Origin of the sequence: Paenibacillus sp. ATY16 (genome assembly GCF_003399985.2) — a bacterium.
GTDB classification, from domain to species: Bacteria; Bacillota; Bacilli; order Paenibacillales; family Paenibacillaceae; genus Pristimantibacillus; species Pristimantibacillus glycanilyticus.
Genome location: NZ_NMOK02000015.1, coordinates 309,930 through 335,293, shown reverse-complemented (window position 1 = coordinate 335,293; position 25,364 = coordinate 309,930). Strand labels below are relative to the sequence as shown.

At 48.0% G+C, this 25,364-nt stretch carries 25 protein-coding genes; 23 read left to right on the top strand and 2 right to left on the bottom strand.

The genetic code is table 11. The features are described 5' to 3' along the window. Positions 1-97 precede the first annotated feature (97 nt). The 9 genes from CFI03_RS09945 to CFI03_RS09905 all read left to right on the top strand — a co-directional run bounded on the left by CFI03_RS09945 (position 98) and on the right by CFI03_RS09905 (position 10,884). A complete protein-coding gene (locus CFI03_RS09945) occupies positions 98-814 on the top strand; it encodes a 3-ketoacyl-ACP reductase (RefSeq protein ID WP_248757262.1) in 717 nt (238 codons plus the stop codon). A gap of 117 nt (positions 815-931) precedes the next feature. Beyond that, positions 932-1,882 carry a LacI family DNA-binding transcriptional regulator gene (locus CFI03_RS09940; RefSeq protein ID WP_248757261.1) on the top strand — a complete coding sequence of 317 codons (951 nt, stop codon included), beginning with the start codon at positions 932-934 and terminating at the stop codon, positions 1,880-1,882. Between the two features lie 77 nt (positions 1,883-1,959). After that, positions 1,960-2,586, top strand: a complete 627-nt coding sequence (locus tag CFI03_RS09935; RefSeq protein ID WP_248757260.1) for an HAD family hydrolase — start codon at positions 1,960-1,962, stop codon at positions 2,584-2,586. Positions 2,587-2,688: 102 nt separating this feature from the next. Then, on the top strand, positions 2,689-4,164 hold the full coding sequence (locus tag CFI03_RS09930) for a sensor histidine kinase (RefSeq protein WP_248757259.1): 1,476 nt from the start codon (positions 2,689-2,691) through the stop codon (positions 4,162-4,164). Continuing rightward, positions 4,161-4,850, top strand: a complete 690-nt coding sequence (locus CFI03_RS09925; RefSeq protein WP_127496090.1) for a response regulator transcription factor — start codon at positions 4,161-4,163, stop codon at positions 4,848-4,850. Before CFI03_RS09930 ends, CFI03_RS09925 begins: the two co-directional genes overlap by 4 nt. 153 nt (positions 4,851-5,003) lie before the next feature. Next, positions 5,004-5,840, top strand: coding sequence for an undecaprenyl-diphosphate phosphatase (locus CFI03_RS09920; protein ID WP_248757258.1), 837 nt, complete (start codon positions 5,004-5,006; stop codon positions 5,838-5,840). A gap of 161 nt (positions 5,841-6,001) precedes the next feature. Continuing rightward, the gene (locus CFI03_RS09915; protein WP_248757257.1) at positions 6,002-9,094 is read left to right on the top strand and encodes an efflux RND transporter permease subunit; all 3,093 of its coding nucleotides are present in this window, start codon (positions 6,002-6,004) and stop codon (positions 9,092-9,094) included. Positions 9,095-9,160: 66 nt separating this feature from the next. Beyond that, positions 9,161-10,453, top strand: coding sequence for a VTT domain-containing protein (locus CFI03_RS09910; protein WP_349292468.1), 1,293 nt, complete (start codon positions 9,161-9,163; stop codon positions 10,451-10,453). A 119-nt stretch (positions 10,454-10,572) separates the two neighbouring features. Then, positions 10,573-10,884 carry a hypothetical protein gene (locus tag CFI03_RS09905; RefSeq protein ID WP_248757255.1) on the top strand — a complete coding sequence of 104 codons (312 nt, stop codon included), beginning with the start codon at positions 10,573-10,575 and terminating at the stop codon, positions 10,882-10,884. Between the two features lie 443 nt (positions 10,885-11,327). Here CFI03_RS09905 and CFI03_RS31315 read toward each other — a convergent pair whose 3' ends face one another. Continuing rightward, positions 11,328-11,558: a response regulator gene (locus CFI03_RS31315; RefSeq protein WP_349292466.1), complete on the bottom strand. Its 231-nt coding sequence runs from the start codon at positions 11,556-11,558 to the stop codon at positions 11,328-11,330. A 204-nt stretch (positions 11,559-11,762) separates the two neighbouring features. On the opposite strand from CFI03_RS31315, the gene CFI03_RS09895 reads away from it, so the two are divergent. From CFI03_RS09895 to desA, 4 genes are read left to right on the top strand one after another with little or no spacing between them, the layout of a single operon-like run. Then, positions 11,763-12,092, top strand: coding sequence for a PadR family transcriptional regulator (locus tag CFI03_RS09895; protein ID WP_127496115.1), 330 nt, complete (start codon positions 11,763-11,765; stop codon positions 12,090-12,092). After that, on the top strand, positions 12,089-12,487 hold the full coding sequence (locus CFI03_RS09890; protein ID WP_127496082.1) for a permease prefix domain 1-containing protein: 399 nt from the start codon (positions 12,089-12,091) through the stop codon (positions 12,485-12,487). The genes CFI03_RS09895 and CFI03_RS09890 overlap by 4 nt, the downstream gene beginning before the upstream one ends. Before the next feature lie 13 nt (positions 12,488-12,500). Continuing rightward, positions 12,501-13,139: a hypothetical protein gene (locus tag CFI03_RS09885; RefSeq protein WP_248757254.1), complete on the top strand. Its 639-nt coding sequence runs from the start codon at positions 12,501-12,503 to the stop codon at positions 13,137-13,139. Positions 13,140-13,185: 46 nt separating this feature from the next. Beyond that, on the top strand, positions 13,186-14,196 hold the full coding sequence (desA, locus tag CFI03_RS09880; protein ID WP_248757253.1) for a Delta(5) desaturase DesA: 1,011 nt from the start codon (positions 13,186-13,188) through the stop codon (positions 14,194-14,196). A gap of 79 nt (positions 14,197-14,275) precedes the next feature. Here the strand turns inward: desA and gdhA are convergent, their stop codons facing one another. After that, positions 14,276-15,655: an NADP-specific glutamate dehydrogenase gene (gene gdhA / locus CFI03_RS09875; protein ID WP_127496079.1), complete on the bottom strand. Its 1,380-nt coding sequence runs from the start codon at positions 15,653-15,655 to the stop codon at positions 14,276-14,278. Between the two features lie 152 nt (positions 15,656-15,807). On the opposite strand from gdhA, the gene gltC reads away from it, so the two are divergent. The 10 genes from gltC to CFI03_RS09825 all read left to right on the top strand — a co-directional run bounded on the left by gltC (position 15,808) and on the right by CFI03_RS09825 (position 25,118). After that, positions 15,808-16,707, top strand: a complete 900-nt coding sequence (gene gltC, locus CFI03_RS09870; RefSeq protein WP_248757252.1) for a glutamate biosynthesis transcriptional regulator GltC — start codon at positions 15,808-15,810, stop codon at positions 16,705-16,707. A gap of 129 nt (positions 16,708-16,836) precedes the next feature. Next, complete coding sequence (locus tag CFI03_RS09865; RefSeq protein WP_248757251.1) at positions 16,837-18,330, top strand: spore germination protein; 1,494 nt, start codon at positions 16,837-16,839, stop codon at positions 18,328-18,330. 14 nt (positions 18,331-18,344) lie between these two features. Continuing rightward, positions 18,345-19,436, top strand: a complete 1,092-nt coding sequence (locus tag CFI03_RS09860; protein WP_248757250.1) for a Ger(x)C family spore germination protein — start codon at positions 18,345-18,347, stop codon at positions 19,434-19,436. Between the two features lie 7 nt (positions 19,437-19,443). Continuing rightward, the gene (locus CFI03_RS09855; RefSeq protein ID WP_248757249.1) at positions 19,444-20,553 is read left to right on the top strand and encodes a GerAB/ArcD/ProY family transporter; all 1,110 of its coding nucleotides are present in this window, start codon (positions 19,444-19,446) and stop codon (positions 20,551-20,553) included. A gap of 82 nt (positions 20,554-20,635) precedes the next feature. Then, the gene (locus tag CFI03_RS09850) at positions 20,636-21,196 is read left to right on the top strand and encodes a TetR/AcrR family transcriptional regulator (RefSeq protein ID WP_248757248.1); all 561 of its coding nucleotides are present in this window, start codon (positions 20,636-20,638) and stop codon (positions 21,194-21,196) included. A 76-nt stretch (positions 21,197-21,272) separates the two neighbouring features. Next, positions 21,273-22,019, top strand: a complete 747-nt coding sequence (locus CFI03_RS09845; RefSeq protein ID WP_248757247.1) for a 3-oxoacyl-ACP reductase family protein — start codon at positions 21,273-21,275, stop codon at positions 22,017-22,019. Between the two features lie 83 nt (positions 22,020-22,102). Further along, positions 22,103-22,279: a YjfB family protein gene (locus CFI03_RS09840; protein ID WP_132305236.1), complete on the top strand. Its 177-nt coding sequence runs from the start codon at positions 22,103-22,105 to the stop codon at positions 22,277-22,279. A gap of 187 nt (positions 22,280-22,466) precedes the next feature. After that, complete coding sequence (locus tag CFI03_RS09835; protein ID WP_248757246.1) at positions 22,467-22,835, top strand: DoxX family protein; 369 nt, start codon at positions 22,467-22,469, stop codon at positions 22,833-22,835. Positions 22,836-23,100: 265 nt separating this feature from the next. Next, positions 23,101-24,057: an alpha/beta hydrolase gene (locus CFI03_RS09830; RefSeq protein WP_248757245.1), complete on the top strand. Its 957-nt coding sequence runs from the start codon at positions 23,101-23,103 to the stop codon at positions 24,055-24,057. Between the two features lie 62 nt (positions 24,058-24,119). Further along, positions 24,120-25,118: a type I glyceraldehyde-3-phosphate dehydrogenase gene (locus tag CFI03_RS09825; protein ID WP_127496072.1), complete on the top strand. Its 999-nt coding sequence runs from the start codon at positions 24,120-24,122 to the stop codon at positions 25,116-25,118. Positions 25,119-25,364: the final 246 nt, after the last annotated feature.

Genomic DNA, 25,364 nt, shown 5'->3' with positions numbered 1-25,364 from the left:
GGAATTTCTCTTGACCATCGCCTTGCCCCGGGGGATCAAGAACTGTACAATGTTTTTGATCAGAACTTGACTACAAACTAAAGGAGAGAGATCAAATATGCAATCCGTAGCAGGGAAAGTAGCGTTAATTACTGGAGCAGGGCGAGGGATCGGACGCGCGGTAGCCATTGCGTTCGCGCAAGAGGGTATTCATGTCGGCCTTGTTGGACGAACGCTTGAGAACTTACATAAAGTAGCGGAAGAGCTTAAGCCGTATGGCGTGAAGGTAGCCCTTGCATCAGCCGACGTGGCCGATCTGGCTTCGATTACCGCAGCGGTTGAGAGCATTCGCTCCGAGTTAGGCGCCATCGATATTCTAATTAACAACGCCGGCATTGGCAAATTCGGCGGCTTCATGGATCTGACGCCGGAAGATTGGACGAACATCATTGATGTTAACGTCAAAGGCGTGTATTACACGACACGCGCGGTATTGCCCGAGATGATTGAACGCAATACGGGCGATATCGTAAACATTGCGTCCACGGCCGGCCAGAGAGGAGCGCCTCTCACAAGCGCCTATACGGCTTCGAAGGCTGCCGTTATCGGTCTCAGCGAATCCTTAATGCTTGAGGTTCGCAAGAATAATATTCGGGTAATCACCTTGACCCCAAGCACGGTGGCAACGGATATGGCTGTGGAGTTAAAGTTAACCGACGGCAACCCTGACAAGGTTATGCAGCCTGAAGATTTGGCGGACCTGATTGTAGCGCAGCTGAAGCTGCACCGCCGTGTCGTATTGAAGCAGGCGGGACTTTGGTCGACCAACCCATAAGGGCGTAATACGAAATAAGCAACAAGCAAAAGACTGCCGATTTATCGTCAGTCTTTTGTTTGTTGCATAGGGAATAGTGTTATATATTCGATATTATTTATAACTCATGAGGTGACAATGGCAAATATTAACGACATTGCAAAGCGGGCAGGCGTATCGGTATCAACGGTATCCAGGGTGCTAAATCATAATCCGTATGTGTCGGAGGAGAAGCGGGCGGCTGTTCAGCGCGTGATCGACGAATTGGATTACACGCCAAACCGCCTGGCCGTTGATTTAATCCGCCAAGAAACAAGAACCATCGGTGTCATTATGCCCTACAACAACAATCAGGCTTTTGATCAGCTGCTTCACGGCGTCCTTAACCGCTCGGTGGAACGCGATTATTCCGTTATGGTGCTGCCTACCAAATACGATCCGGCTAAAGAGCTCCGTTCCTTGGACAGGCTGAAAAATAAACAGCTGGACGGAATTATCCTTACGTCCCGCTCGAATGCATGGGACGCCATTGTCCCTTATTCCAAATACGGGGCCATTGTGGCTTGCGAATATACGGATCATCCGGAGATTGGCTGCGCCTACATGGACCGGTATGCCTCTTTCGTAGACGCCTTCCGATTATTAAAGGACAAGGGTCATACCCGTGTCGCGTTTACGACGGCAAGAGGCGAAGAGAGCAATAGTACCCGATTGACTTTCAAAGCGTATGAGCATATTTTTGGCGAACTTTCGCCTGCCTATCATATCAGCGATTGCTACAGCATGGAGGATGGGGTAAGAGCGGCCAAGCAGCTGCTTCATGCCAAGTTGAGACCAACGGCTATTTACGCGAACGGCGATGAGGTTGCAACAGGGATTTTCCAGTATGCAAGGAGCATCCAGCTGGAGGTGCCGGAAGACTTGGCGATCATCGGCCAAGAAAATCAGCCGGTCGGAATTGGATTAGGATTATCTACGGTTGATCATCAATTGGTGAAGGTCGGAGAGCAAGCCTTTGATCTCATCGTTGAAAAATCCAGGGATAAGATCGAGATCCCGTATCGCATCCTTGTAAGGCAATCGATTTAGCTATTGACCTGAAAAGGATTTCATACTTTAGCCTACAGACAAGAGATTCATTCTAAAGCTGTAGGAGGAAGATAGTTATGTATACATGCCTTATTTTTGACATTGACGGCACTTTAATCAATACGGAGCAAGCGGTATTAGGATCTTTGCAGAAGATGCTGAAAGCGAGCTATAACCGGGAGATGGACCTGGATGCTCTCGCTTTTGCGCTGGGGATTCCCGGGGCGGCTTCGTTGCGCCAACTCGGTATTGAAGACGTGGAGCATGCGAATAAACGCTGGAATGACCTCATGAGGGACTACCGGCAGACGATTCATGTTTTTGACGGGATTGGGGAGCTGCTCGCTGAACTTAGGGAGTATCCGGTTCTAAAAGGAGTGGTTACCTCGAAGACGAGTCAAGAGTATCTGGATGACTTTGTCCCTTTTGGTCTCGTTCGCGATTTGCCCTTTGCTTTATGCGCGGATGATACGAACCGGCATAAGCCTCATCCGGAGCCTTTGCTTACCTTTCTTGAGATCTCGGGCGCACGGCCGGACTCAACCATTTATATCGGCGACACCGTCTACGACTACGAATGCGCCAGAGATGCCGGAGTAGATTTTGGATTAGCGTTATGGGGATGCAGGCAGCCTGAACTTATACCCGCGAAGTATAAATTCGAACATCCGAAAGAGATACTGACTCTTATGAATCGTCCTTAATGGCAAGGGAGATTGACCTTTCCAATCCCATTGCCAATAATAGAGAAGCAACCTTAACGCAAGCTGCACCTTATTTTGTTTCCCTAAGGAGATTTACCTTGCATGTCCATACGTTTTAAATTGCTATTATCTTATGCGGCCATGCTGGTCATACCGCTTATCTCGATCCTGGTTATCAGTCTGCTACTGGTTATCTTCTATCAGGGGGATGTGAAGAATCTAAAGGGCGTTTACGAAACGACGGAAAACAGGTTTGGCCACGAAGCCGTCGAGCATGCGGTCAAAGAAATCAAACGCACCTCGGTTCGGCATCCCGATTTATTGCTGGACTCGACGTATTTGAATGATATGTCCGCCGATTTGGAGAAGAACGATTCCGGTATCATCGTCAGAAGAGGCGATGCCATCTATTACCGCTCGGAAAATATGGCGCAAAGCCCTCGGCTGGCAGCGGATTTACCGGAATATGCACGGCCGAATTCTTCAAACGGTTATACGGAGAAAAAAGAAGGAAATACGAATTATGTATTTCTGCAGTTTGACGTCATGTTTAAGGATGAACCGGTAAGCTTGTTTATTATATCGAAGGAAGATCCGCTTACCTACTTCATCCGCAAGTATTTCCCCACCTTATTTGTGTGTTCTTTGTTGATTCTGATTATTACCCATGTCCTGCTGACGACTTATATGTCCAAAAACATTATTCGCCGCCTGCAGACCTTGCGGACAGCCGCGCGGGAGATGAAGAACGGAAACCTGGACTTCAAGCTTCAGGTTGAGGGCAAAGACGAGATTGGCCAATTAAGCATGGCATTTGAGGATATGCGTTCGCGCATGCAGGAGTCTATTCAGATCCAAGCGCAATACGAGGTGAACCGCAAAGAGTTGATCGCAAGCATATCGCATGATCTGAGAACGCCGCTTACCGCCATCCGGGGTTATATTGACGGGGTAATGGAGGGTGTGGCGGACACGCCCGAGAAAAGCGCCAGGTACATGAAAACCATCGATGCGAAGGCGGCGGAGCTGGAGCATCTGATCAACGAACTCTTTTTGTACTCCAAGCTTGATCTTAACCGTCAGCCATTCCAATTTGAAGCGGTAGAGCTCTTGCCTTTTCTAAACGATTTGTCGGAGGAGCTTCAATTCGAGCTTGAGAAAAAATCAATTGCGTTCGAGCCGGATATTGACGTGCCCGCCGGATATTTCGTACGCATGGACAGGGATCAATTCAAACGCGTGCTGAACAATATTATCTCCAATAGCGTCAGGTATATGGACAAACCATTGCCGGTTATTCATATGAAGGCCTATCTAGAGGGGAATCAGGCAGTCATGAAGATTTCGGATAACGGGATCGGGATGAAAGACAAGGATCTGGAACACATATTCGAACGCTTCTATCGCGCCGACGAATCGCGGAGCAATAAGACGGGCGGCAGCGGGCTAGGGCTTGCCATTGCAAAGCAAATTATGGAGAGCCATAACGGAGAGATAACGGCGGCCAGCAAGTGGACTGCCGGTACAACCATCAGCTTGAGTCTGCCTATTCATTCAAGGGAAGGGGGAGGGAAATGATAAAATCGGTTTTGCTGATTGAAGACGATACAACGATTGCGGAGCTTCAGCGGGATTACCTGGAGATTAACGGGTATGAAGTGCAGGTTGCCGGGGATGGAGAAGCGGGTCTGGCCATGAGCTTGTCCGGTCTTTACGATCTGGTCATTCTGGACCTGATGATTCCCAAGATGAACGGATTTGAGGTCTGCAAGAAAATAAGGGAGAAGCAGGACATTCCGATTCTTATCGTCACTTCTCTCCATGACGATATTGACGTGATTCGGGGTTTAGGCCTTGGCGCTGACGATTATATTACCAAGCCGTTTAAGCCAGCGGAGCTGGTTGCTAGAGTGAAGGCCCATCTGGCCAGGTATGAGCGGCTGGTCGGCAAAAAGGATATCAAAAACATCATTCAAATTCGCGATCTGTATATCGATCCGGATACGCGCAAGGTGTATGTGAATGACGAGGAAGCCGTATTAACAACGAAAGAATTTGATCTGCTGTACTTCCTGGCGAGCCACCCCAATAAAGTATTCAGCAAAGAGCATCTTTTTGAGCGGATTTGGGGAGTTGACGCGCTTGGGGATATGCAGACGGTTACCGTGCATATCCGGAAAATTCGCGAAAAAATTGAAAAGGACTCTGCTAATCCCGACTATATCGAAACGGTATGGGGGGCCGGCTATCGCTGCAGAGGGTAAAGAGAAGTCTGATCAGAGGATCAGGCTTCTTTATTTTTCTTCATAATAGTTAATAAAAATTTAATTGAATATTCACAGCTCGTTGAGATCTTCACCTTACATTAGGAGAAGTTTAATTTAGGCGAGATTTACGAGAGGAGTCGTTATTCCGTTATGCAAAACATTCTTACAGCCGTCGTTCAGGGCATCATAGAAGGATTAACCGAATTCCTTCCGGTGTCTTCAACGGGGCATTTGATTTTGTCGGGAAAGCTGTTGAACTTTACCGGCGACAAGGCGGATACCTTTGAAATTATTATACAGCTTGGAGCTATTCTGGCGGTTGCCGTTATTTATTGGCGGAGAATATTAAACCTTCTGGGGATAGGGAGACTATCGCCGGACATGGCTGAAAATCAGCAAGATAAGCAGCCAGGCAGACTTAATCTTCTTCATATTATCCTTGCCTGCTTGCCTGCGATGGTGCTGGGGCTAGTTCTGCACTCGATTATTACTTCGTATTTATTCTCCGCGTACACCGTGCTTGTAGGCTTGGTTCTTGGAGGGATCTTTATGCTGTTTGGCGAGAGCAGCAGCAAGTCTTCCGTCCAATCGGCCGGAGTGGATCAGATTACTTATAAGCAGGCCATTTATATTGGATTATTTCAATGTCTGGCGCTTTGGCCCGGCTTCTCGCGCTCGGGGGCGACAATTGCGGGAGGATTGTTGGCTGGCGTTGGCTATAGAGCGGCAACCAACTTCTCGTTCCTGATTGCGATTCCGATGATGGTAGCCGCCAGCGGATTCGAATTATTAAAAAGCTATGACACCTTAACAGCGTCGGATGCGGTATTTTTTATTACCGGCTTCCTGGTCGCTTTTGTGGTGGCCCTAGTTGCGGTTATTACGTTCTTGAAGCTCCTTGAACGCTTTAAGCTTGCGCCTTTTGCTTATTACCGCTTTGCGCTTGCAGCCGTATTTCTGGCATATCTGCTGGTTACGGGCAATTAGTAGAAAAATCACAACGGCTGCCGGGCATCACGTATGACGGCAGCCGTTGTTATTAGCCACTGAATAACCCGGATATTGGAAGCGAAAATATTTTTTCGCGAATGAACAATTTCGCCCAGACCGGAGTCTTTCCCTATATAGACAGGAGAGGGGAGTTCATAATGAAGCGACTTATAGAAGTTGTTATGCAAAGATCAGCCATTATTTTAATTAGCGTTGTATTAATCTTGGCTTGGGGGGCCGTATCGGCGCTGCAAATGCAGCGGGATTACCTTCCCGGCATCAATAACACCACCTTAATGGTGTCCCTGCGCGCGTCTTCTTATCAAGCAGACCAAATCAAGCGGGACATTACGGCACCGCTTGAGGATGCGATCCGCAAGACGAACGGAATAACGAACTTGGAGACAACCTCGTATGACGGCGGGGTATTAATGAATATTTACTATCCCATGGACTATGATATGGGCAAAGCCGAGAATGCTATCAAGCAAGCGTTAAACGATGCGGCGCTGCCCGACGGCGTAAACAAACCCGCTGTAACCAGGCTGACGTCCAGCACTTTTCCGATCTTGAGTTACAGCCTTACGTCAAACAGCGGTAAAATCGATGATTTAACTTTGCAGTCCGCTACCCAGACCGAAATCGTTAACCAATTAAAATCCGTTCCGGGCGTTTCCGACGTTCAGACGGTAGGGGGAGCAAACAAAGGTTATGTCGTCGTGCTACGCATGAAGGATCTTGTGGCGAATAATCTGACTCTCGATGATTTCAATAAATCCATTACGGCAGATGTTCCGAGTCTGCAAGGCAATATCGCGAATATCAAAGCGTCGTTCCCGATCAAGGTTGAGGGCTGGGATCTGACCGAAGATCAGTTGAGCAAGCTTATGATTAAAAATAAAGACGGAAACAGCGTTCCCTTATCCGCTATTGCTGCCGTCTATCCGTCTCTGACGGATGTGAAAACCGTTTCCCGCACGAACGGGAAAGCCAATGTCATGCTTAATGTCATAAAAACGCCAACCGCAACCATCACGGATGTGGCCAAGCAGGTCAAGCATCGCGTGAACAAGATCCCGGTTGTTCAGAGCGGGGACGTCAAGATGGAATTGCTCACCGACCGCGCACATGATCTGAACAGTTCGCTGTTAGGACTTGTCCGGGAAGGATTACTAGGCTGCGTGTTCTCCATGCTTTGCGTCTTATTCTTCTTCCGGAATGTGCGTTCTACCTTGTTGATTGCCGTTACGCTGCCAATCTCCCTGCTCGCAACAACGGCCGTATTGAAAGCAATGGGCATTACGCTGAACATTTTGACGGTGTCCGGACTTATCGTTGCGATGGGCCGGATTGTGGATGATGCCATTGTCATTCTGGATAATATGTACCGGAGAATTCAAGAGAACAAAGACAAGCCGGTTCTTGGCGTTCTGTCCGCTGCGGTTGTTGAGATGCTGCCGGCGATTTTTGCATCAACCGCAACAACGATAGCCGTATATGTTCCTATCGCTTTGGTAGGCGGCATTATCGGGGCCTCTTATTCCGGTTTTGCCTGGTCGGTAGTTATTGCCCTGACCGTCTCGTTCCTTGTTGCCATGATTGTCATCCCAACCTTTGCGATGATGGGCTTTAGCAAACCGAAGTCGGAAGCGGTAACGCTGGAGCCGCTTATGAAGCCATTGCTTCTGTCGGCACTGAAGCGCAAAAAAACCGTGGTAAGCCTCTCGCTCATTCTGTTTGTGGCTGCAGCAATCTTTGGATCGCAGCTTCCATTCAGCCTGCTCCCAAGCACCGCAAGCGGGCAGGTGGCCGTTAAGGTGGAGCTTCCGAAAGGGACGCCTTTGTCGGAGGTCGATAAAGAAGTCAAAGTCGTCGAAAACGAACTTCAACATAATGCCGGTATTGCTTCTTATACCGCTGCTTTTGGCTCCAGCTTTACGCCTACGGCAGACGATGTATTTGACCAAGGCGGAGGATTTATCCAGCAGCCAAACGTTGCCAATCTTTCCATTCAGCTGAAAGACAAAAAGAGCGTCAAGGCATTTATTCTTTCTTTGCAGTCGGATTTGAATAAGGTGTCGGGCCAAGGGGCGATCACGGTCACTAATCAGAATATTGCCGGCGATGATTCGACGATCAAGATTATGTTAACGGGCTCGGACCAGCTGACGTTAGAAAAAACAGCCGGGCAAGTACGCGCGAAGCTGGTTCAAATTCCGGGACTTAGCGTGACCGGCCAGACGGATTTGACGAACGGTAATCCTAAGTACGAGCTTTTGATAGATAAAGAAAAAGCCCTTGCTGACGGCATTGATCCGGATGAGGTCAATAAGCTATTGCTCAGATATACCTCCAAAGCAAAGGATTTTGACATCTCGACATCAACGGGAACGGGTACGATTCCGGTGGATGTGTATATCGATTCGGTCAAAGAGGGAGCGGCGACCGGCTCATCCGTGCCGGTGTATTCGCCGGAACAGGTGCTTGCCTCCTTATCGGCAGAGACCGTTAAAGGCAGCGGCGGGAAAGCTTACCGGCTCGATTCCTTTGTAACGATGCAAAAAAGCAATGCATTATCTTCCATTCAGGAGCGGGACGGCGAGCCGGTTTCAGTCGTTCAGGCTCAGATTACTTCGAGCAATATGAGCAAGGTTTCCAAAGACGTGGATAAAACCTTAAAGGATCTGCAGCTTCCGGAAGGAGTAAGCTATTCGCTTGGCGGAATTACCCAGCAGGTCACGCAGATGATTATCGAGATTGTCATTGCGGTTGCCGTATCCATCTTGCTTGTGCTACTTATTACAAGCATGGTATTCAAAGGCTGGAAGGCGCCGCTTGCCGTATTGTTAAGCATTCCGCTTGCTTTGTCCGGCATCGTCATCTCTTTGTACGCGATTCATGGCCAGTGGAATCTCGCGGCGTTTATCGGCGTGTTGATGCTCACGGGGATTGTTGTTACGAACGGTATCGTGCTTATCGATAAGATCGAGCTTAACCGAAAAGAAGGAATGGAGCTTCGCGACGCGGTTATTCAGGGCAGCTTGTCCAGAGTTCGTCCAATCTTTATGACAGCCGGCACCACGATCTTGACCCTGATTCCTCTAGCGCTCTCGCACAGCGCGGATACGGTTATTTCTCAGGTGCTTGGCATTGTGGTTATTGGAGGTATGATTACCTCCACATTAAACAGCTTCTTCATGATTCCGATTATTTACGAATGGATGCAGGGCAGAGCCGCACGAAAATCCTAATCCTTCATCAGGATGAATAGCCGATAGCCGGTTCACAATAATGGAAGAAGCAAGGGGGTATACGTCATCGATATCGCAGCTTGGCTTGAACAGTATGGTTACGGAATTATTTTTCTCTCGTTATGCCTCGAAATGCTGGCCTTGCCTCTTCCTGGAGAGATTATGATGAGTTATGCGGGAATGCTCGTATTCGAGAAGAAATTGAGCTGGCTTCTTAGCATTCTGACGGCATCAGCCGGTGTTACAACCGGAATAACGCTTTCCTATTGGATCGGTTATTGGTTAGGCAAACCGTTTATAACGAAATACGGGCATCGGTTCCATATGGGCGAGGAGCAAATGGAGCGCCTAACGGTCTGGTTTGAGAAATACGGCGATAAGCTGTTGTTTATCGCGTATTTCATACCGGGCGTCAGGCATATTACGGGTTACTTCTGCGGAGTAACCCGTATGCCGTTTCGGCGGTATGCGATTTATGCTTATTCCGGGGCTGTCTTTTGGGTCAGCTTATTTATCTCGCTCGGAAAAGTGTTAGGTCCTAAATGGGAAGTGTACCACTCCACGGTGAACCGTTATTTGATTATCTTTGCGATTGCCTCGGGTCTGCTGTTTTTATTATACAATCTCTTGAAAAAGTACAAGTACCGTATCATTTCGTTCCTTTTGGATCTAGTTGGCGGAGGAGTCCGCCATGTACGCTCATTGGGGAAAGCGAAATATTTGGTGCTCGCTGCCTTTGCCGCGTTCGTATTGTCTCTCTCGCTTATGTTCGGAATGATTCAAGATTATGTTGCCCAGGAGTTCGGGAAGTTTGATGAAGTGACTTATTATTTGATCCTGATGATTATCGGCTCAGGCCGGCATGACCTGATGGCGAATTTCCTGCGGATAGGCAGCATTTATCTGTATGCCCCGGTGATTGCCCTTACCCTGATCGTTATTCGATTCAAGGGCGATAACAAGCTGCTGGAAATCGTATTTGTATGCTGGACGATTGCTGGTGGTGTCGTTCTAAATGAAGGGCTTCGCATGGTCTTTCATCGGACGGGGCCTGGTTCTTCCGGTATTCCAATCACCAACACCTTTCCAAGCGAGGATACCTTTGCGGCGGTTACTGTATTGGGATTTTGCGTCTTTCTAATTTTGCGGCATTACAGCCAGGAAATCGTTCATGTCGTCCTGATTGCAGCCGCGGCGCTTCTATGCCTCTTGTTAGGGATAAGCCTCATCTATTTCAACTTGCAATATCCAAGCGATGTAGCCGCAGGTTACGTATTCGGCGGCGTTTGGGCAAGTCTAAACGTTCTTATGCTGGAAGTGAGGCGGAGATTGCAGCGAAGCAGAGTAAGTATTGCATAAGTTCAACAGTTACGGCAGTCGGTCGCTATTTGACCGGCTGCCGTATTTTCTTGCAAAAAAAAGCATTGATCTTACCAGTGAGTTCTAGGTAAAATATGGATATTATAGGAGGAGGGATTTTGTTGTCCATTTTGATCGTCATCGTTATTGTAGCGGCCGCCTTCATGATCATTTCGAACGTGATGGGAACCTCCTATCAAAGAGGAAACCGCTCCAATGGGGGATATAGAAGAGCGGGACATTCCTCGGCAGATCCGAATTTGCATTCTCCCGTCATAAATAACAATTCGGAGGATGATCATATCCACCGCCATCATCACGGCCACCATCACGATCATCATCACCATCACGATCATGGAAGCAGCCACTCCCCTTCCGGCGATTACTCTTCAGGCTCGGATTCGGGGGGCGGAGGATCAAGCTCCGATTAATCAAAGAAGCCCCCCCAAGGACTAACAGGCGAATCCGCCTGTTCCCGCGCGGGGAGCTTTTTTTGTTTCCAGCTTCTTCTTAAGAAAAACTTAAGGTTTTTCCTCAGGTTTTATTAAATAGTTTTTTTTATGCTATTGCATAGATTGCACAGGAAGAGAAGGGAGAACATTTCTCTATGGACCGTCATGTAAAAATCGGTATCTTGCGGCGGTATGAGTCCTATTGTTATCAAATCTGCCATTATCTTATCCAGCGGGAGCCAGATGCTTCCCAGGCAGCGAAAGAGGCCTTGCTCAGCATTGCCGTCGACGCTTGCTTTTTTACGGATTCCGACGAGACGCGTAAGGATAAGATCCGTCGCACCAGCATCCGTATGTCCTTATTATGGCAAGGGAACGGACTTAAGAATAAAACACAACCTTTAACATAGCCGTCGCTTTAATTATATCCCCATCGTTCTCGAGCGTCGGAACTCGCCCCTGATAAAATGCCTGAGGCAGCGCATCTTGAACGAGGAGCTCGTATTCGTCCCGGATGGCATTAAGCTGTTCGGTATTGCTTCCAGTCTGTCCCTCCCCTTTAATACGGCGATGCCTTCCTTCTTCAAGTAAATTTCAATGGCATCGCGTATTTCTTTATCGTCATTAACACAAACCACCACGCGTTGCTCCATAGCAACCCCCCCTGTATGTACACTTTTCACTCATTCTAAATGGAAAATCTTAATATCCGGTGTTCAAATTTCTGAAGAACTTCTTAATTTCTCGGTCAGCACAGATAGTCCAAGTTCTATAATCCTTAATTACTTTGACACATAGAGTAATTTCGGTTAGTATTACTCTATCAGACAGAATAGTTAGGTCAAGGAGGGCTTTGTATCATTAGGAGCGACATTATTCGCGGGCATTTGGATCCCATCATCCTGCGCCTGATCCTGGAGAAGGATCGGTACGGATATGAAATTTCTAAAGAGATCAGCCTGCGGACGAAGGACAGATTCCAGATTAAAGAAGCGACCTTGTATGCGGTATTTCAAAGACTGGAGAACAAAGACCTTATCGAATCTTATTACGGTGATGTTTCTCACGGAGGACAGAGGAAATATTACCGAATAACAACGCTTGGCAAGGCTTACTTACGGGAAATGGTTAAAGAATGGGAAGAAATCAAGGGAATTATCGACGTGTTCATGGAGGGATTGAATTGAAATCGATAAAGCAGCATGTAGACGAATTGTTTAAGGGAATTCCGGAGAGCGAGAAGAAGAAAGTGATCAAACAGGAAATTGTGGCCAATCTCCAGGAGAAGGTATTCGATCTGATGGAGCAGGGGAAGGAAGAAGAGGATGCCATCAATAAAGCGATTGTCGAGTTCGGAGACATCGAGGAGATTAAGCAGCAGCTTGGACACAAGCTTCCTACTAGAAGGAACAATGCCAAATTAAATCTTGGCTTCTCGATCTGGGGCAGCCTTCTCATTATCGCGCTTGTTGTATTCGTGAATTTCTATTACACGCCGGATGTGATCTGGTTCGTATACCCGACATTTGCCGTTCTCTGGTGGCCGTTGTCTATGGTGTTTAATTGGTTGCGCTTAAGGTGAGGAGGTCGACCTAATGATAGATAGGCAGCAAGTTGGATTTGCCGCAGTTGGCAGCTTGATGAGCATCTTGTTTTTTATGATCGTCAATTTTTTAACATCTCCAAGTGAAATTTGGTTTATTTACCCGGCCTTTGTGTTATTATTCTGGCCGCTAAGTTTGGCTTCCGTTAGAAAGGGCTATTATAGGCTGTACTCCGTGCTCGGAAGTCTGCTTGTCATCGTCTTTCTGCTTACGCTCAATTACATGGAATCTCCCGAGTTTCCTTGGTTTGTTTACGCCATATTTCCATTCGTCTGGTGGCCGGTAACGATATGGAGCGGATCCAAAGCAAAGACGGTTACCTTCGCCGTCATTTCGAGTATAAGCGCGACGGTGTATTATGCGGTCTTGAACGCCGTAATGTCACCCGAATATCCTTGGGCGATCTATCCGGCCTTTGCCGTAATCTGGTGGCCGCTCGCTTTGCATTATGTCCGGAAGAAGCAGTATTACCCGTTTTCCATTTCCGCCAGCGCGCTGATGATTGCCTTCTTTATTACGGTTAACCTGGTTTCTTCGCCGGATACCATCTGGGCGATTTATCCGATCTTCGCCATATTATGGTGGCCGCTTAGCATGTACTATTTCGGGGTCAAAAGAATAAAGAGTTGATGTGCCAACAAATAAACGAAGTCCATGGGGACAGAGGGGAACAACTATGCCTACTCCAACTGTACGTCAACTAAAAAAGGACATGGCTCCTTATGAAAAATCGCATGCGAGGACCAGCATACTGCAGATCTTGAATACCGTTTTGCCGTTTGTGCTGCTTTGGTATTTAGCTTATTGGGCGCTTGATATATCCTATTGGCTTACGCTTGCTCTTTCCGTTGTGGCAGCCGGTTTCGTCATTCGGATCTTTATCCTTTTTCACGATTGCTGTCATCAGTCGCTGTTCAAAAGCAAGAGGCTAAACGAAATCGTTGGAACCATTACGGGCATTCTTACCTTTCATCCTTATCATCAGTGGAAGCATGCGCACTCGATTCATCATGCTACGAGCAGCAATCTAAATAAAAGAGGAACCGGGGATGTATGGATCCTGACGGTAGAGGAGTATTTAACTTCTTCCTTCTGGAAGCGTTTAGGGTACAGACTCTACAGGAATCCTTTCGTCATGTTTGTTCTTGGGCCTTTCTACACGATGCTCATCGAGAACAGGTTCAACCGGAAAAATGCCAAAACAAAAGAACGACTCAATACGTATTTGACGAATCTGGGTCTTGTGGGATTAGCCGTGCTGCTGTGCTCTACGATTGGATGGCAAGCTTTCCTGCTGGTTCAAATTCCGATCTTCTATCTCTCTGGCGCAGCCGGGATCTGGTTGTTTTATGTCCAGCACCAATTCGAAGATAGCTACTTCGAAAAGGAAGAGGATTGGGACTATGTGAAGGCAGCGGTAGACGGAAGCTCTTATTACAAGCTGCCCAAGCTGCTTCAATGGCTGACAGGGAATATCGGTTTTCATCATGTTCATCACCTCAGTCCAAGAGTACCGAATTATTACTTGGAAAAAGCGCATGAGAAGACACCTGCCTTGCATAAGGTGACTACGATAACGATAGCCTCCAGCCTGCAAGCGATACGTTTTCGCCTATGGGATGAGGCCAACAAGAGATTTGTGGGATTCAAGGAGATTCGTCTAATGAAACAAGTCGTCAAACAATAGCTCGAATGATAAATAAAACCTCTTCCCACAACAAGGAGAAGAGGTTTTTTTGTTGTTATTATTCTTGATCTTCTAAATCCTACACGCCTTGAGCGATCATCGCGTCGGCAACTTTTACAAAGCCGGCGATGTTAGCGCCGATAACAAGGTTGCCAGGAACCCCGTATGTTTCGGATGCTTTCATGCTCGCGGAATAAATGTTGTGCATGATTTGCTGGAGCTTGGTATCTACTTCCTCAAGCGTCCAGGACAGTCTTGCGCTATTTTGCGCCATTTCCAGAGCGGATACGGACACGCCGCCTGCATTTGCCGCTTTCGCAGGAGCGAACAGTACTTTGTTGTCCAGGAAGACATCGATAGCTTCCAGCGTGGAAGGCATGTTGGCTCCTTCGCCCACCGCTTTTACGCCATTATTGACAAGCAGCTCAGCAGAAGCCTTGTCGATCTCGTTTTGCGTTGCGCATGGAAGCGCGATATCGCAGGCAATCGACCAGATGCCGGAACAGCCTTCAACGTAGATCGCGTCCGGATGCTCAAGAACGTAATCCTTGCATCTGCGGTTTTCGACTTCTTTCAGGCGTTTAAGCGTATCTAGGTTAATGCCGGCTTCGTGATAGATATAACCGCTGGAATCGCTGCAGGCTACAACTTTCGCGCCGAGCTGAATGGCTTTTTCGATGGCATAGATGGATACGTTGCCCGAGCCGGAAACAACTACCGTGCTGCCGTTAAAGCCGAGGCCTACGCTCTTCATCATTTCTTCAACGAAGTATACGGCTCCGTAGCCTGTTGCTTCTTTGCGGCCAAGGCTGCCGCCGTAACCGATCCCTTTGCCTGTCAGAACGCCGGCTTCGTAAGCGCCGACCAGCTTTTTGTATTGGCCGAACATATAGCCGATTTCTCTGGCGCCAACACCGATATCGCCTGCCGGTACGTCCGTATCCGGACCGATATGCTTGCTAAGCTCCATCATGAAGCTTTGGCAGAAGCGCATGATTTCCAGATCCGATTTACCTTTAGGATCGAAGTCGGAGCCGCCTTTACCGCCGCCGATGGCTTGGCCGGTCAAGGAGTTTTTGAAGATTTGCTCAAACCCGAGGAACTTGATAATGCTTGCGTTTACGGATGGATGAAAGCGCAAGCCGCCTTTGTAAGGACCGATGGCGTTGCTGAATTGAACGCGGAACCCGCGGTTAACCTGCACTTTGCCCTTGTCATCCGTCCAAGGTACGCGGAAAGAGATAATCCGGTCCGGCTCAACCAGGCGGTCGAGGACGGCATGCTCGATATATTTCGGCTGCTGAGCGAGCACGGGAATCAGGGACAGGAACACTTCTTTCACAGCCTGATGGAATTCGACTTCACCCGGATTGCGTTTTTGCACGGTTTCAAACAGATCATCAATATAGCTGTGGGCAGCTTCTGTGTTCGCTTGTTCGACTTCTTTTACGATACTCATCGCGGTAACACTCCCTCAAGGTTTGTAGGAAAACTTATTCATTTCTCTTTTTTAATTTAGTAGTTTAATATTAATATCAAATATTTAATCGCAACAATATTCAGATAGGATAAAGTTGATGCGTTTTGCGCATGAAGGATAGGGTGAGTGTAGTGGAAGTTAGACAAATGCGATATTTTATGGAAGTTGCAAAGAGAGAGCATGTGACTGAAGCCGCCAATGTCCTGCATGTTGCGCAATCCTCGGTCAGCAGGCAGCTGGCTCAATTGGAAAGCGAATTAGGGGTCGATTTATTTATCCGGAATGGACGGAGAGTTAAACTGACGCCGATAGGGAAGATTCTGCTGCAGCGAGTGGAACAAATGCTTCACATGATGAACGAGGCCGAGCGGGAAGTAAAGGAATATTTGGATCCGGAAAAAGGGGTTGTTCGTATTGCCTTCCCGATCAGCTTGGCGGCGCATGTTCTGCCAAAGGCGATTTACGCCTTTCGCAAAAAGTATCCGGAAGCTAAGTTTCAGATGAGACAAGCCCTTTACGGCGATTTGATTGACGGTGTTGTCAACGGCGAGTTTAATTTGGCCATGATTGCCCCGCTGCCGGAAGAGGATAAACATATTCAGCAAAAGCTTTTGTTTACGGAACGGATTGTTGCGCTGCTGCCCATCCATCATCCGCTTGCCAATAGGTCCAGCATACAGCTGTCGGAGATCAAGGATGAGTCCTTCGTCACGCTCCCGGAAGGGACGATTTTCCGTAAAATCGTACTGAGTGCCTGTCAAGAAATCGGCTTCACGCCCCATATCGCGTTTGAAGGAGATGATATCGATGCGCTGAAAGGACTGGTGTCGGCGGGCCTCGGGATTGCCCTTATGCCGGAGGTTACCTTGGTGGAGACCATTCCGCAATCGACGGTGAAAATTCCGCTGGCGGATCCCGCGGTTACGCGGAGCATAGGGGTCATCTGTCCGACCCAGCGCAAGCTGCTTCCGACGGAGCAATTGTTTTACCGCTTTCTTACCGAGTTTTATACGCCGGACTACAAGCTGTAACATCGGCTGAAGCATGGAGACTCCTTGATATTCAAGGAGTTTTTTTGTTCCTGTTCGTCTAGCTGGAGAATGAATAAGGGTTGTTTTGGTAAAAATACCTTTACCAAAAACGGAGATTCGAGGTTGGTAATGGCTAATGATTTGAAAACCGATATTCGGGATATTGCCCAGTTAAAAAAGATAATAAGCCAATCCAGCGATTATAAATCGATTCTGGTTTCCGCGGGCAGCAAACAGCTGAACATCTGCTATTTCAGTACATTGATTGACGAAAAGTCCCTGCAGACGAATATCATCCACCCTTTGCAAAACCGCGCTCTGGACTCGGAGCTTGAACGCCTGGAGGATATAAAAAACTGGATTCCGATTGAAGACGTAGCCATATCGGAAGAGGTAGAAGTCATTCAAGCCAAGCTGTTAAAAGGGTGCGTGATTGCTTCATTCGACCAAGAAGCCGGCAAACATGCGATCATCTCTATCGCGACTGTTCAGGGAGTACGCCAAAACAACGATACCGAAAATGAATTTAGCGTGGTTGGACCCAAGGTAGGATTCGTCGAGAGTCTGGATACGAATATCGGATTATTGCGGTCTCAGGTCAATCTTCCTAACCTCGTTGTGAAAGAAATCTTGATTGGAACAACTTCCAAAACAAGAGTCGCCATTGTGTATATCGACGGGGTAACCAACAAGGAATATGTGCATACCGTCGAGCAAAGGCTGGAAGCTATTGATTATGACGTTATTTTCGATACCTCCCAGCTGGACCAGTTTATCTCGGACAATTCCTTGACACCATTTCCGTTATTCCTGTCCACCGAACGGAGAGACCGCGTCGTCTATGCGCTCATTACGGGGCAAGTGGCGGTGATTAGCGACGGATCGCCTTATTTCATTACGGGCCCTTCTACCTTATTTGATTTTTTCATCTCTCCGGAAGATTACTATCTGCCTTGGATTTTGGGATCTTTCTTCCGGCTTATCCGTATTTTGGGCATCATTTTTTCGTTGTTCGCAACCTCCATGTATATCGCGATCACTACTTTTCATTACGAGGTAATCCCTAGGGATTTGCTCGAGCCGCTCATATTCTCCAGGAGGAACGTCCCGTTTCCCCCGCTGCTTGAAGTAATGTTCCTGGAGATCACGATCGAATTTCTCCGGGAGGCCGGCGCCCGGCTTCCGACAAAGATCGGTCAGACGTTAGGTATCGTTGGCGGTATCGTAATCGGTCAGGCGACGGTTTTGGCTGGGTTGACAAGCAATATTCTGGTTATTATCGTGGCCTTCTCGGCGCTTGCTTCGTTCGCCACGCCGATCTATAAGATGTCGAACGCAATCCGCTTTTTGCGCTTTCCCATGATTCTTGCGTCCTCGATGTGGGGAGCACTGGGAATGTTTATCGGGATTGGGTTCCTGCTTGTCCACTTAACCCGTCTGACCTCTCTTGGCGTCCCGTATATCGTACCGATCAATCCCTTGCGGATCCAGGATTTGAAGGACAGCTTTATACGCCCGTCTTACCAATTCAGCAACAAAAGACCGGGTTACTTAAGAACGGAGTCTACGGTCAAGTACAAGCCGGACAAGGTGAAAAGGCGGAACGATCTGGATCGAGAATGACTTAGAAGGCGGGAATGATGAAGTTGAGAAGCAAGGCTTTCCTGAACATTGTCCTCTGCGCGCTGCTGACCGCATGCGGCGACACGAACGTTGTCAATAGCATTAAATTCGTTCAAACGATTGGGTACGACGCCGTCGAGAACGGGGTAACCAGCAGCGCTATTATTGCCAATTACGAGGAACAGGGGAAATCAAAGCTGGAATTTTACGTGACGGAGTCCAAATCCATCTACGACAGCATGCCAAAGCTCAATATGAAGCTTGATTTTCCGATAGAATACGGGCAGTTGAGAATGGCGTTATTCGGAGAGCGTTTTGCGCGCAAGGGCATAAAAACGGCGATCGAAAGCTTGATCCGCGATCCTAAAATATCCTCGAGAACCCATCTTGGCGTTGCGGACAGAGAGGCTCTGAAGATACTTAACATAAAGGAAAACCGCAATGATCCCTATTTCATGTCCGATATGATCGAGCAGAATATAAGATACGGAAATTTACCCAGAATCAATCTTCACTTGACGTTTTTTGATTTCTACGGAAGCGGCAGAGATTTCTTTCTTCCTCATTTCACCGTGGAACGGGATGAACTCAAGCTCGATGGCATTGCTTTGTTTAAAGAGGACAAATTCAAGACCAAAATCGGGATAAAGGATTCCTTCCTGATGAAGCTGTTGATGGAAAATTCGTTAAACGGGAGCATTATGGTTCCCGTGACAGGTTCGGACCAGGCCGGCGACGAGTATTTCTTGATGAACAGCATCCATTCGAAAACAAGGTATAAAGTGATTCAGACGGGTCCTCCTGCCTCCATTGACATTAAGGTAAAGCTTGAGGCTCAAGTCAAGGATGTCCCTCAATGGATTGATCTGACCTCGAAGGAACAAATCGCTTTGCTGGAGAGTTGCATAGAGACCTACTGCCAGAACGAGATTCGGAAGTTTATCGCTTTATTGCAAAGCAATGACGTGGATCCTCTGGGCCTGGGGGATTTGATAAGAAGCAGGACGAAAGACTGGGACCCGCAGGCGTTTCAGAGACATTACAAGGAGCTGTCCACGACAGTAAGCGTTACGGCTCGTATTATCCGAACGGGCGCGGGAGGTTAGAGCGGACTTGAGCAATGAGATCAGCGAGAAATACAAGATATCTCCCTATTTAATCATCTTCCCTCTGTATGTTGGCATGGTGGGAATCGGCATTCTTTCTTACCAAAGGTCTCTCATTAAGCATGCCGGTTATAACGCGTGGATCTCGGTTATTTTAACGGGGATCAGCATTCATATTCTTCTATGGATGATCTATAAGCTATTGTCAACGACCGAAGGGGTACATGATATAGCCGCCATTAATAACAAGCTGTTCGGCAAATTTTTGGGCGGCTTTTTTAATGCGGCGATTGTCATTTATTTTGTTCTGGGCGGTTTCGTCAAGTTCAAAGTGTATATCGAATTAATTCAAGTCTGGCTGTTTCCCAGCATGAATTTTTTATACGTCAGCATCGTTATTTTATTGCTTGTTTACTATGCGGTCTCGGGCGGTATCCGTACCGTAACGGGCATTGCGGTGTGGGCGACGATCATTTCGTGCGTGTCGATCATTCCGCAGGTTTTGCTTGCCTTTCCGTATTTGCATCCTTTAAACCTGCTGCCGTTATGGGATCACTCCGTATCCGACATTTTGCTGTCTTCCGAAGATATGGCTTTTAATTTTCTCGGCTTCGAAATCCTGCTTTTGTTTTATCCGTTTATAAAAACTCCGGAAAAGTCGCAGAAATGGGCGCATCTGATCCTCTTTTTGGTCATCTTGTTGTATGGGGTCATTTTGGTTCTGGCCTTTATGTTTTTCACCGAGGAACAGCTGCGCCATACGATCTGGCCGACCTTGAATATGATCGGGATCTTTGAAGTGCCGCTGCTTCAACGGCTTGAATATATAGCAATCTCCTTATGGTTTATCAAAATTATAGCGGGCATTTCCATCTATATTTGGGCGGCTTGCCGCGCAACCAAGATTGCCTTTCGCATAAGGCCGCGATTGTTTTTGGTCTTGAGTCTTATCGCGATGGCGATACTCTGCGAAGCCATTAGAGACCACAGAACCGTTGAGAAGCTGTCGGAGATTTATTCCAAGGTGGGGCTCTATTTTATATACGTCTATATCCCGTTTGCATTCCTTTGCGTTCTGCTCCGGAAGAAGGTCAGACAGCTTCGCGGGAAAAGTTAACTTATTTGAAACGATCATTCCTGAAAGTGTTGACACGGTATTCATATTCGGCTAGCATACTGAGCAGGGGATGATTAAAAAAATGTCCAGAGTAAAAACATTTCAGATTGAAGAGACAATTGATAAGGCGATTGATGTATTCCGGGAAAAAGGCTACCAGGGAACATCGATGCAGGACTTGGTCAGCGCATTGTCCCTGAACCGGAGCAGTATTTATCAGACGTTCCGCAGCAAGGAAGAGTTGTATTTGGTATCGCTGGACCGTTACGGAGATCAGACGAGCGACATCACGGCGATTCTATACGAGCCGGGTACCTGCAGGGAAGTGCTGATGCGTTTTTTTGCTAAATTGATTGAACATAACAGCGTCAGAACGTGTTTGCTGGTCTATGCTTCTTTAGAGATGGGCGAGCATCAGGAGGTCCGCGAAAGAGTCAGCACCAACAACAACTTAAGAGAAAGAGCGTTTTTTCAATTGCTGTCACGCGGGATTGCCAACGGTGAAATCAAGGGTAACCCTAATTTGCGTGTTCTTTCGCAATACCTTGTAAATGTGGCGAACGGGATAACGGTCACTTCCGCATCTGCTGGCAGGAATACGTTAGATAACATATTAGAGATGTCTCTTTTTTTCCTGCGCTAATTTTTTTTGCTCTAAATTGGAATGATCGTTCCCTTAAAATATATCTTAACCTTATTCAAAAAGGAGAGTAAATAAGATGAATTCAAATAAATTGCAAGGCAAAACGGCATTTGTGACAGGCGGATCCCGCGGCATAGGAACATCCATTGTTAGGCGGCTGGTTCAAGAGGGAGCGGCTGTAGCGTTTACGTACGCGAATTCCGTTGAAAAAGCCAATGAACTAGTTAAAGAAATTCAAGCGGCAGGCGGGAGAGCTTTAGCGCTTCAAGCAAAAGGCGAAGATATCGCTTCCGTGAAATCCGCTGTTGGAGAGACCATCAATGAATTTGGCCATCTGAATATATTGGTTAACAATGCCGGTATTCTGGATGTAAAGCCGTATGATCAATTCACCATGGAGGATTTCGACAGAACCGTTACCGTCAATATCAAAGCGGTGTTTGCCGCCATTCAGGCAGCCGGTCCGCAAATGCGGCACGGCGACAGAATTATTAATATCGGCAGCGTAAATGCCGATGTGACCGGATTTCCCGGCATGAGCCTGTACAGCATGTCCAAAGCGGCGGTTGCCGCGATGACCCGCGGTCTGGCCAGAGATCTGGCTCCGCAAGGCGTAACCGTCAATAATATCCAGCCGGGCCCGGTGGATACGGACATGAATCCCGCTGAAGGAGAGATGGCCGCTATTTTGAAAAATGTCATTGCGCTCGGCCGTTATGGAACGGTAAACGATATTGCCAGCTTAGTAGCCTTCTTATCGAGCCCGGAAGCCGGCTATATTACCGGAGCATCGCTGGATATTAATGGAGGATTTATGATCTAAACCCTTCCGCGAAGACCCTCTAACGAATAAGGGATCATGTTCCGATACAAAAGGTGAGGTCAAATCTGGAATGGAGGGAAATGATGGATATTCCTGCTATGTCCGTTGCTTTGTCCCAAAGCAAGCTTATGAACGAGGTTGGAATCAGCGTGCTCAAGATGGCGAAGGACCATTCGACGGAGCAGTCGCAGCAGCTGATCCAAATGATGGCGCAAAGCGTGCAGCCCCATCTGGGCGGCAATATCGATTTGAAAGTGTAAGAGCAAGAGGAAAGGCCGCCTTGAGCGTCGACTAGACGAGAAGGCGGCTTTTTATTTTCCGCTGATTTAATAAAAATAGTCCTTTACAGGACACCAAAAGGTGTTATATTATAAAACCAGAAAAGGACACCAAAAGGTGTCTTGTTGGTGAGAAACATCCAAACAAAACAAGGGAGAGATTTCAAACATGCATATTTTAGCCATTATTATTCAAAGCTGGCTGCTGTTCTCGATGGTTTTCTTCGGAATTACAAAACTTACGGGAGCTAAACATCAGGTAGAGCTGTTTGATTCGATCAAGCTGCCGCAATGGTTCCGCGTGGTTACGGGACTTGTTCAGCTGCTTGGGGTTGTTGGACTCCTTTTTGGCTACTGGTATCCCGGCATGGTAGGCTGGTCGGGGGTTTGGATTGGAATTACCATGTTATTTGCGATTCTGTCGCATCTGAGAGTAAAGCACCCGTTTGGAAAAATGTTCCCGGCTGTTCTGAACCTCGTTATAGCTGCCGCGGTTGTTGTTCTGTTTGCAGGAGATTTGGCTCATCCCTTTGGCTAAGTCCAAGTACAATAAATGAAGCCGGTACGCGCGGTTCTTTCGTCGTACCGGTTTTTATTTATATAGAATTTACAAACCATAGGACTCTTTCTAACAATAAAATAGTAAAATTATCACTATATTCCGACGACATCTTATCCTAGACTATAGATTGATATTCCTTTCCCTCTAGGAGGACATCGCCGGATTCAATTCCTGGCATAACGGTGATTAAGTATAGGAAGTCCATATCGGATGCAATCCAATCATGTGAGGAGAGGTAGAGATGACAGAAAAAAACGCTGGCAAGAAAATCGTGCTGGAGCCGGAGGCTTTGAAATTCGCGCAGGATACGGCAAATCCGCCGTATTTGTTCGATCTTGGTCCGGAAAAGGGCCGCGAAACGGTAGATAACGTTCAGGCCGGAGATATTGCGAAGCCGTCTGTCGACATCACCGATCTGACGATTGAGGGCGGACCAAGCGGGCAGGTATCGATCCGCATTCTCCGCGTTCCCGATGCCCCAAAGAAGCTCCCGGCTATTCTCTATATTCATGGTGCCGGATGGGTGTTTGGCAACGCCCATACGCATGACCGTCTTATCCGCGAGCTGGCGGTTGGAGCGGAGGCTGCCGTTGTGTTCCCGAATTACAGCTTGTCGCCGGAGGCTAAATACCCGGCAGCGATCGAAGAAATTTATGCTGCCCTGCAATGGATAGCGGAGAACGGCGAAGAGCATGGCCTGGATACAAGCCGGCTTTACGTGGCGGGGGACAGCGTTGGCGGCAACATGACGGCTGCGATAACGCTTATGGCAAAAGAACGCAAAGGACCTCAGATTCATAAACAGCTGCTTTTCTATCCGGTTACGGATGCAGGGAATGAGACCGAATCCTACAAGGAATTCGCGACGGGTTACTTCCTTCGCCGGGACGCTATGGCCTGGTTCTGGGATCAATATACGACAAACCGCGAGGAACGGGAGGAAATCTATGCCTCGCCGCTGCGCGCGACAACCGAGCAGCTTGCCGGCTTGCCGCAGGCTCTGATCATTACGGGCGAAGCGGACGTTCTTCGCGATGAAGGCGAGGCATACGCCAATAAGCTTCGCGAGGCTGGCGTGCGGGTTACGCAGGTGCGCTTCCAAGGAACGATTCACGATTTTGTCATGCTGAATGCCCTGGCAGACACGGCTGCCGCCCGCGGAGCGATGCTGCTGGCGAACGCTTGGCTGAAGGAATAACCTTTAACTTTTTATTAGGTAAAAATTCGATTGCGCCAACGATGCGCAGGCAGGAGCGGAACATGAACAATATTGCTATTTTCGGCTTTGGACGGATCGGCAGACAACTTCTTCGGGTAGCTTTGCAGGACCAGTTGTTTGTGCCGGTATCCATCTCCGATATAAAAGACGAAGCCACGCTTGCAGCTCTTTTTGAAGTCGATACGAACTACAAGCGTTGGCCGGAGCCCGTTGCTGGCACAGAGGGAACGATCAAAATCGGCGATCGTTCCATTCTGTATTTGAACTCGTCGCAGGAAATTCCGAATTGGAGCGAGCTTGGCGTTGGGCTCGTCATCGACTGTACGGGGCGCGCGGTGACGAGACAGGTAGCGGAGCTTCACCTGGAGCGCGGCGCGAAGCGCGTTCTCGTCAGCGGACCAAGCAAAACCCTTGACGATTGCGATGCGGTATTGCTGAAAGGGATCAATCTCGACAGCTTTGATCCGGAGAAGCACAAAATCATCAGCATGGCGAGCTGCACGACCAACGCGCTTGCTCCCGTTGTTAAGCTGGTCCGGGAAAACTTCGGCATTCAATACGGCTTATTCTCGACGGTGCATTCCTATACGAATACGCAATCGCTGACCGATCAGCCGATGAGAGACCGCAGGGATTCCTGGGCTGCCGCTGAAAATATTATTCCATCCTCTTCGGGGGCGGCAAAGGCGCTTAAGTTTATTTGGCCGGATCTGCAAATTACGGGCAAAGCTTATCGGATTCCGACGCGTACCGGAAGCATCGCGGAGCTGAATCTGGTTACGGAGAAGCCGTGTACCGCTCAGGAAATTAACGATATGTTCCGTAAAGCCGCGCAGGAAGGCCCGCTTAACGGAGTTCTTGATGTGCTGGAAGGGGAGTGGGCTTCCTCGCGTATCGTAGGCGATTCCCATTCTTCGATTATCGATCTGCCGTTGACCCATGTACAAGGCGGACTTTTATCCGTTGCAGCCTGGTACGATAACGAGTGGGGTTATGCTTCCCGCCTCGCCGAAGTAGCGGCATTTTTAGGCCGGCAATAATTGCGAATAGGAACCCGCTTTCTCCAAGGAGAAGGCGGTTTTTTGCGATTTCGGACATTGTTGACGAGGTCGCGCAATCGTTGCTTGGGACTTTAAAATTGGCCTAAATGGCCTATATTGACAACCAAAAAGTTTATGCTATATTAATCTCATGGTTTTACTTGGTATTAATTGGCACCTATTGGATGAACCATCCATACAAACGAACCGCTGACCGGGCAACTGGAAGCGCAGAAGACCAACTCA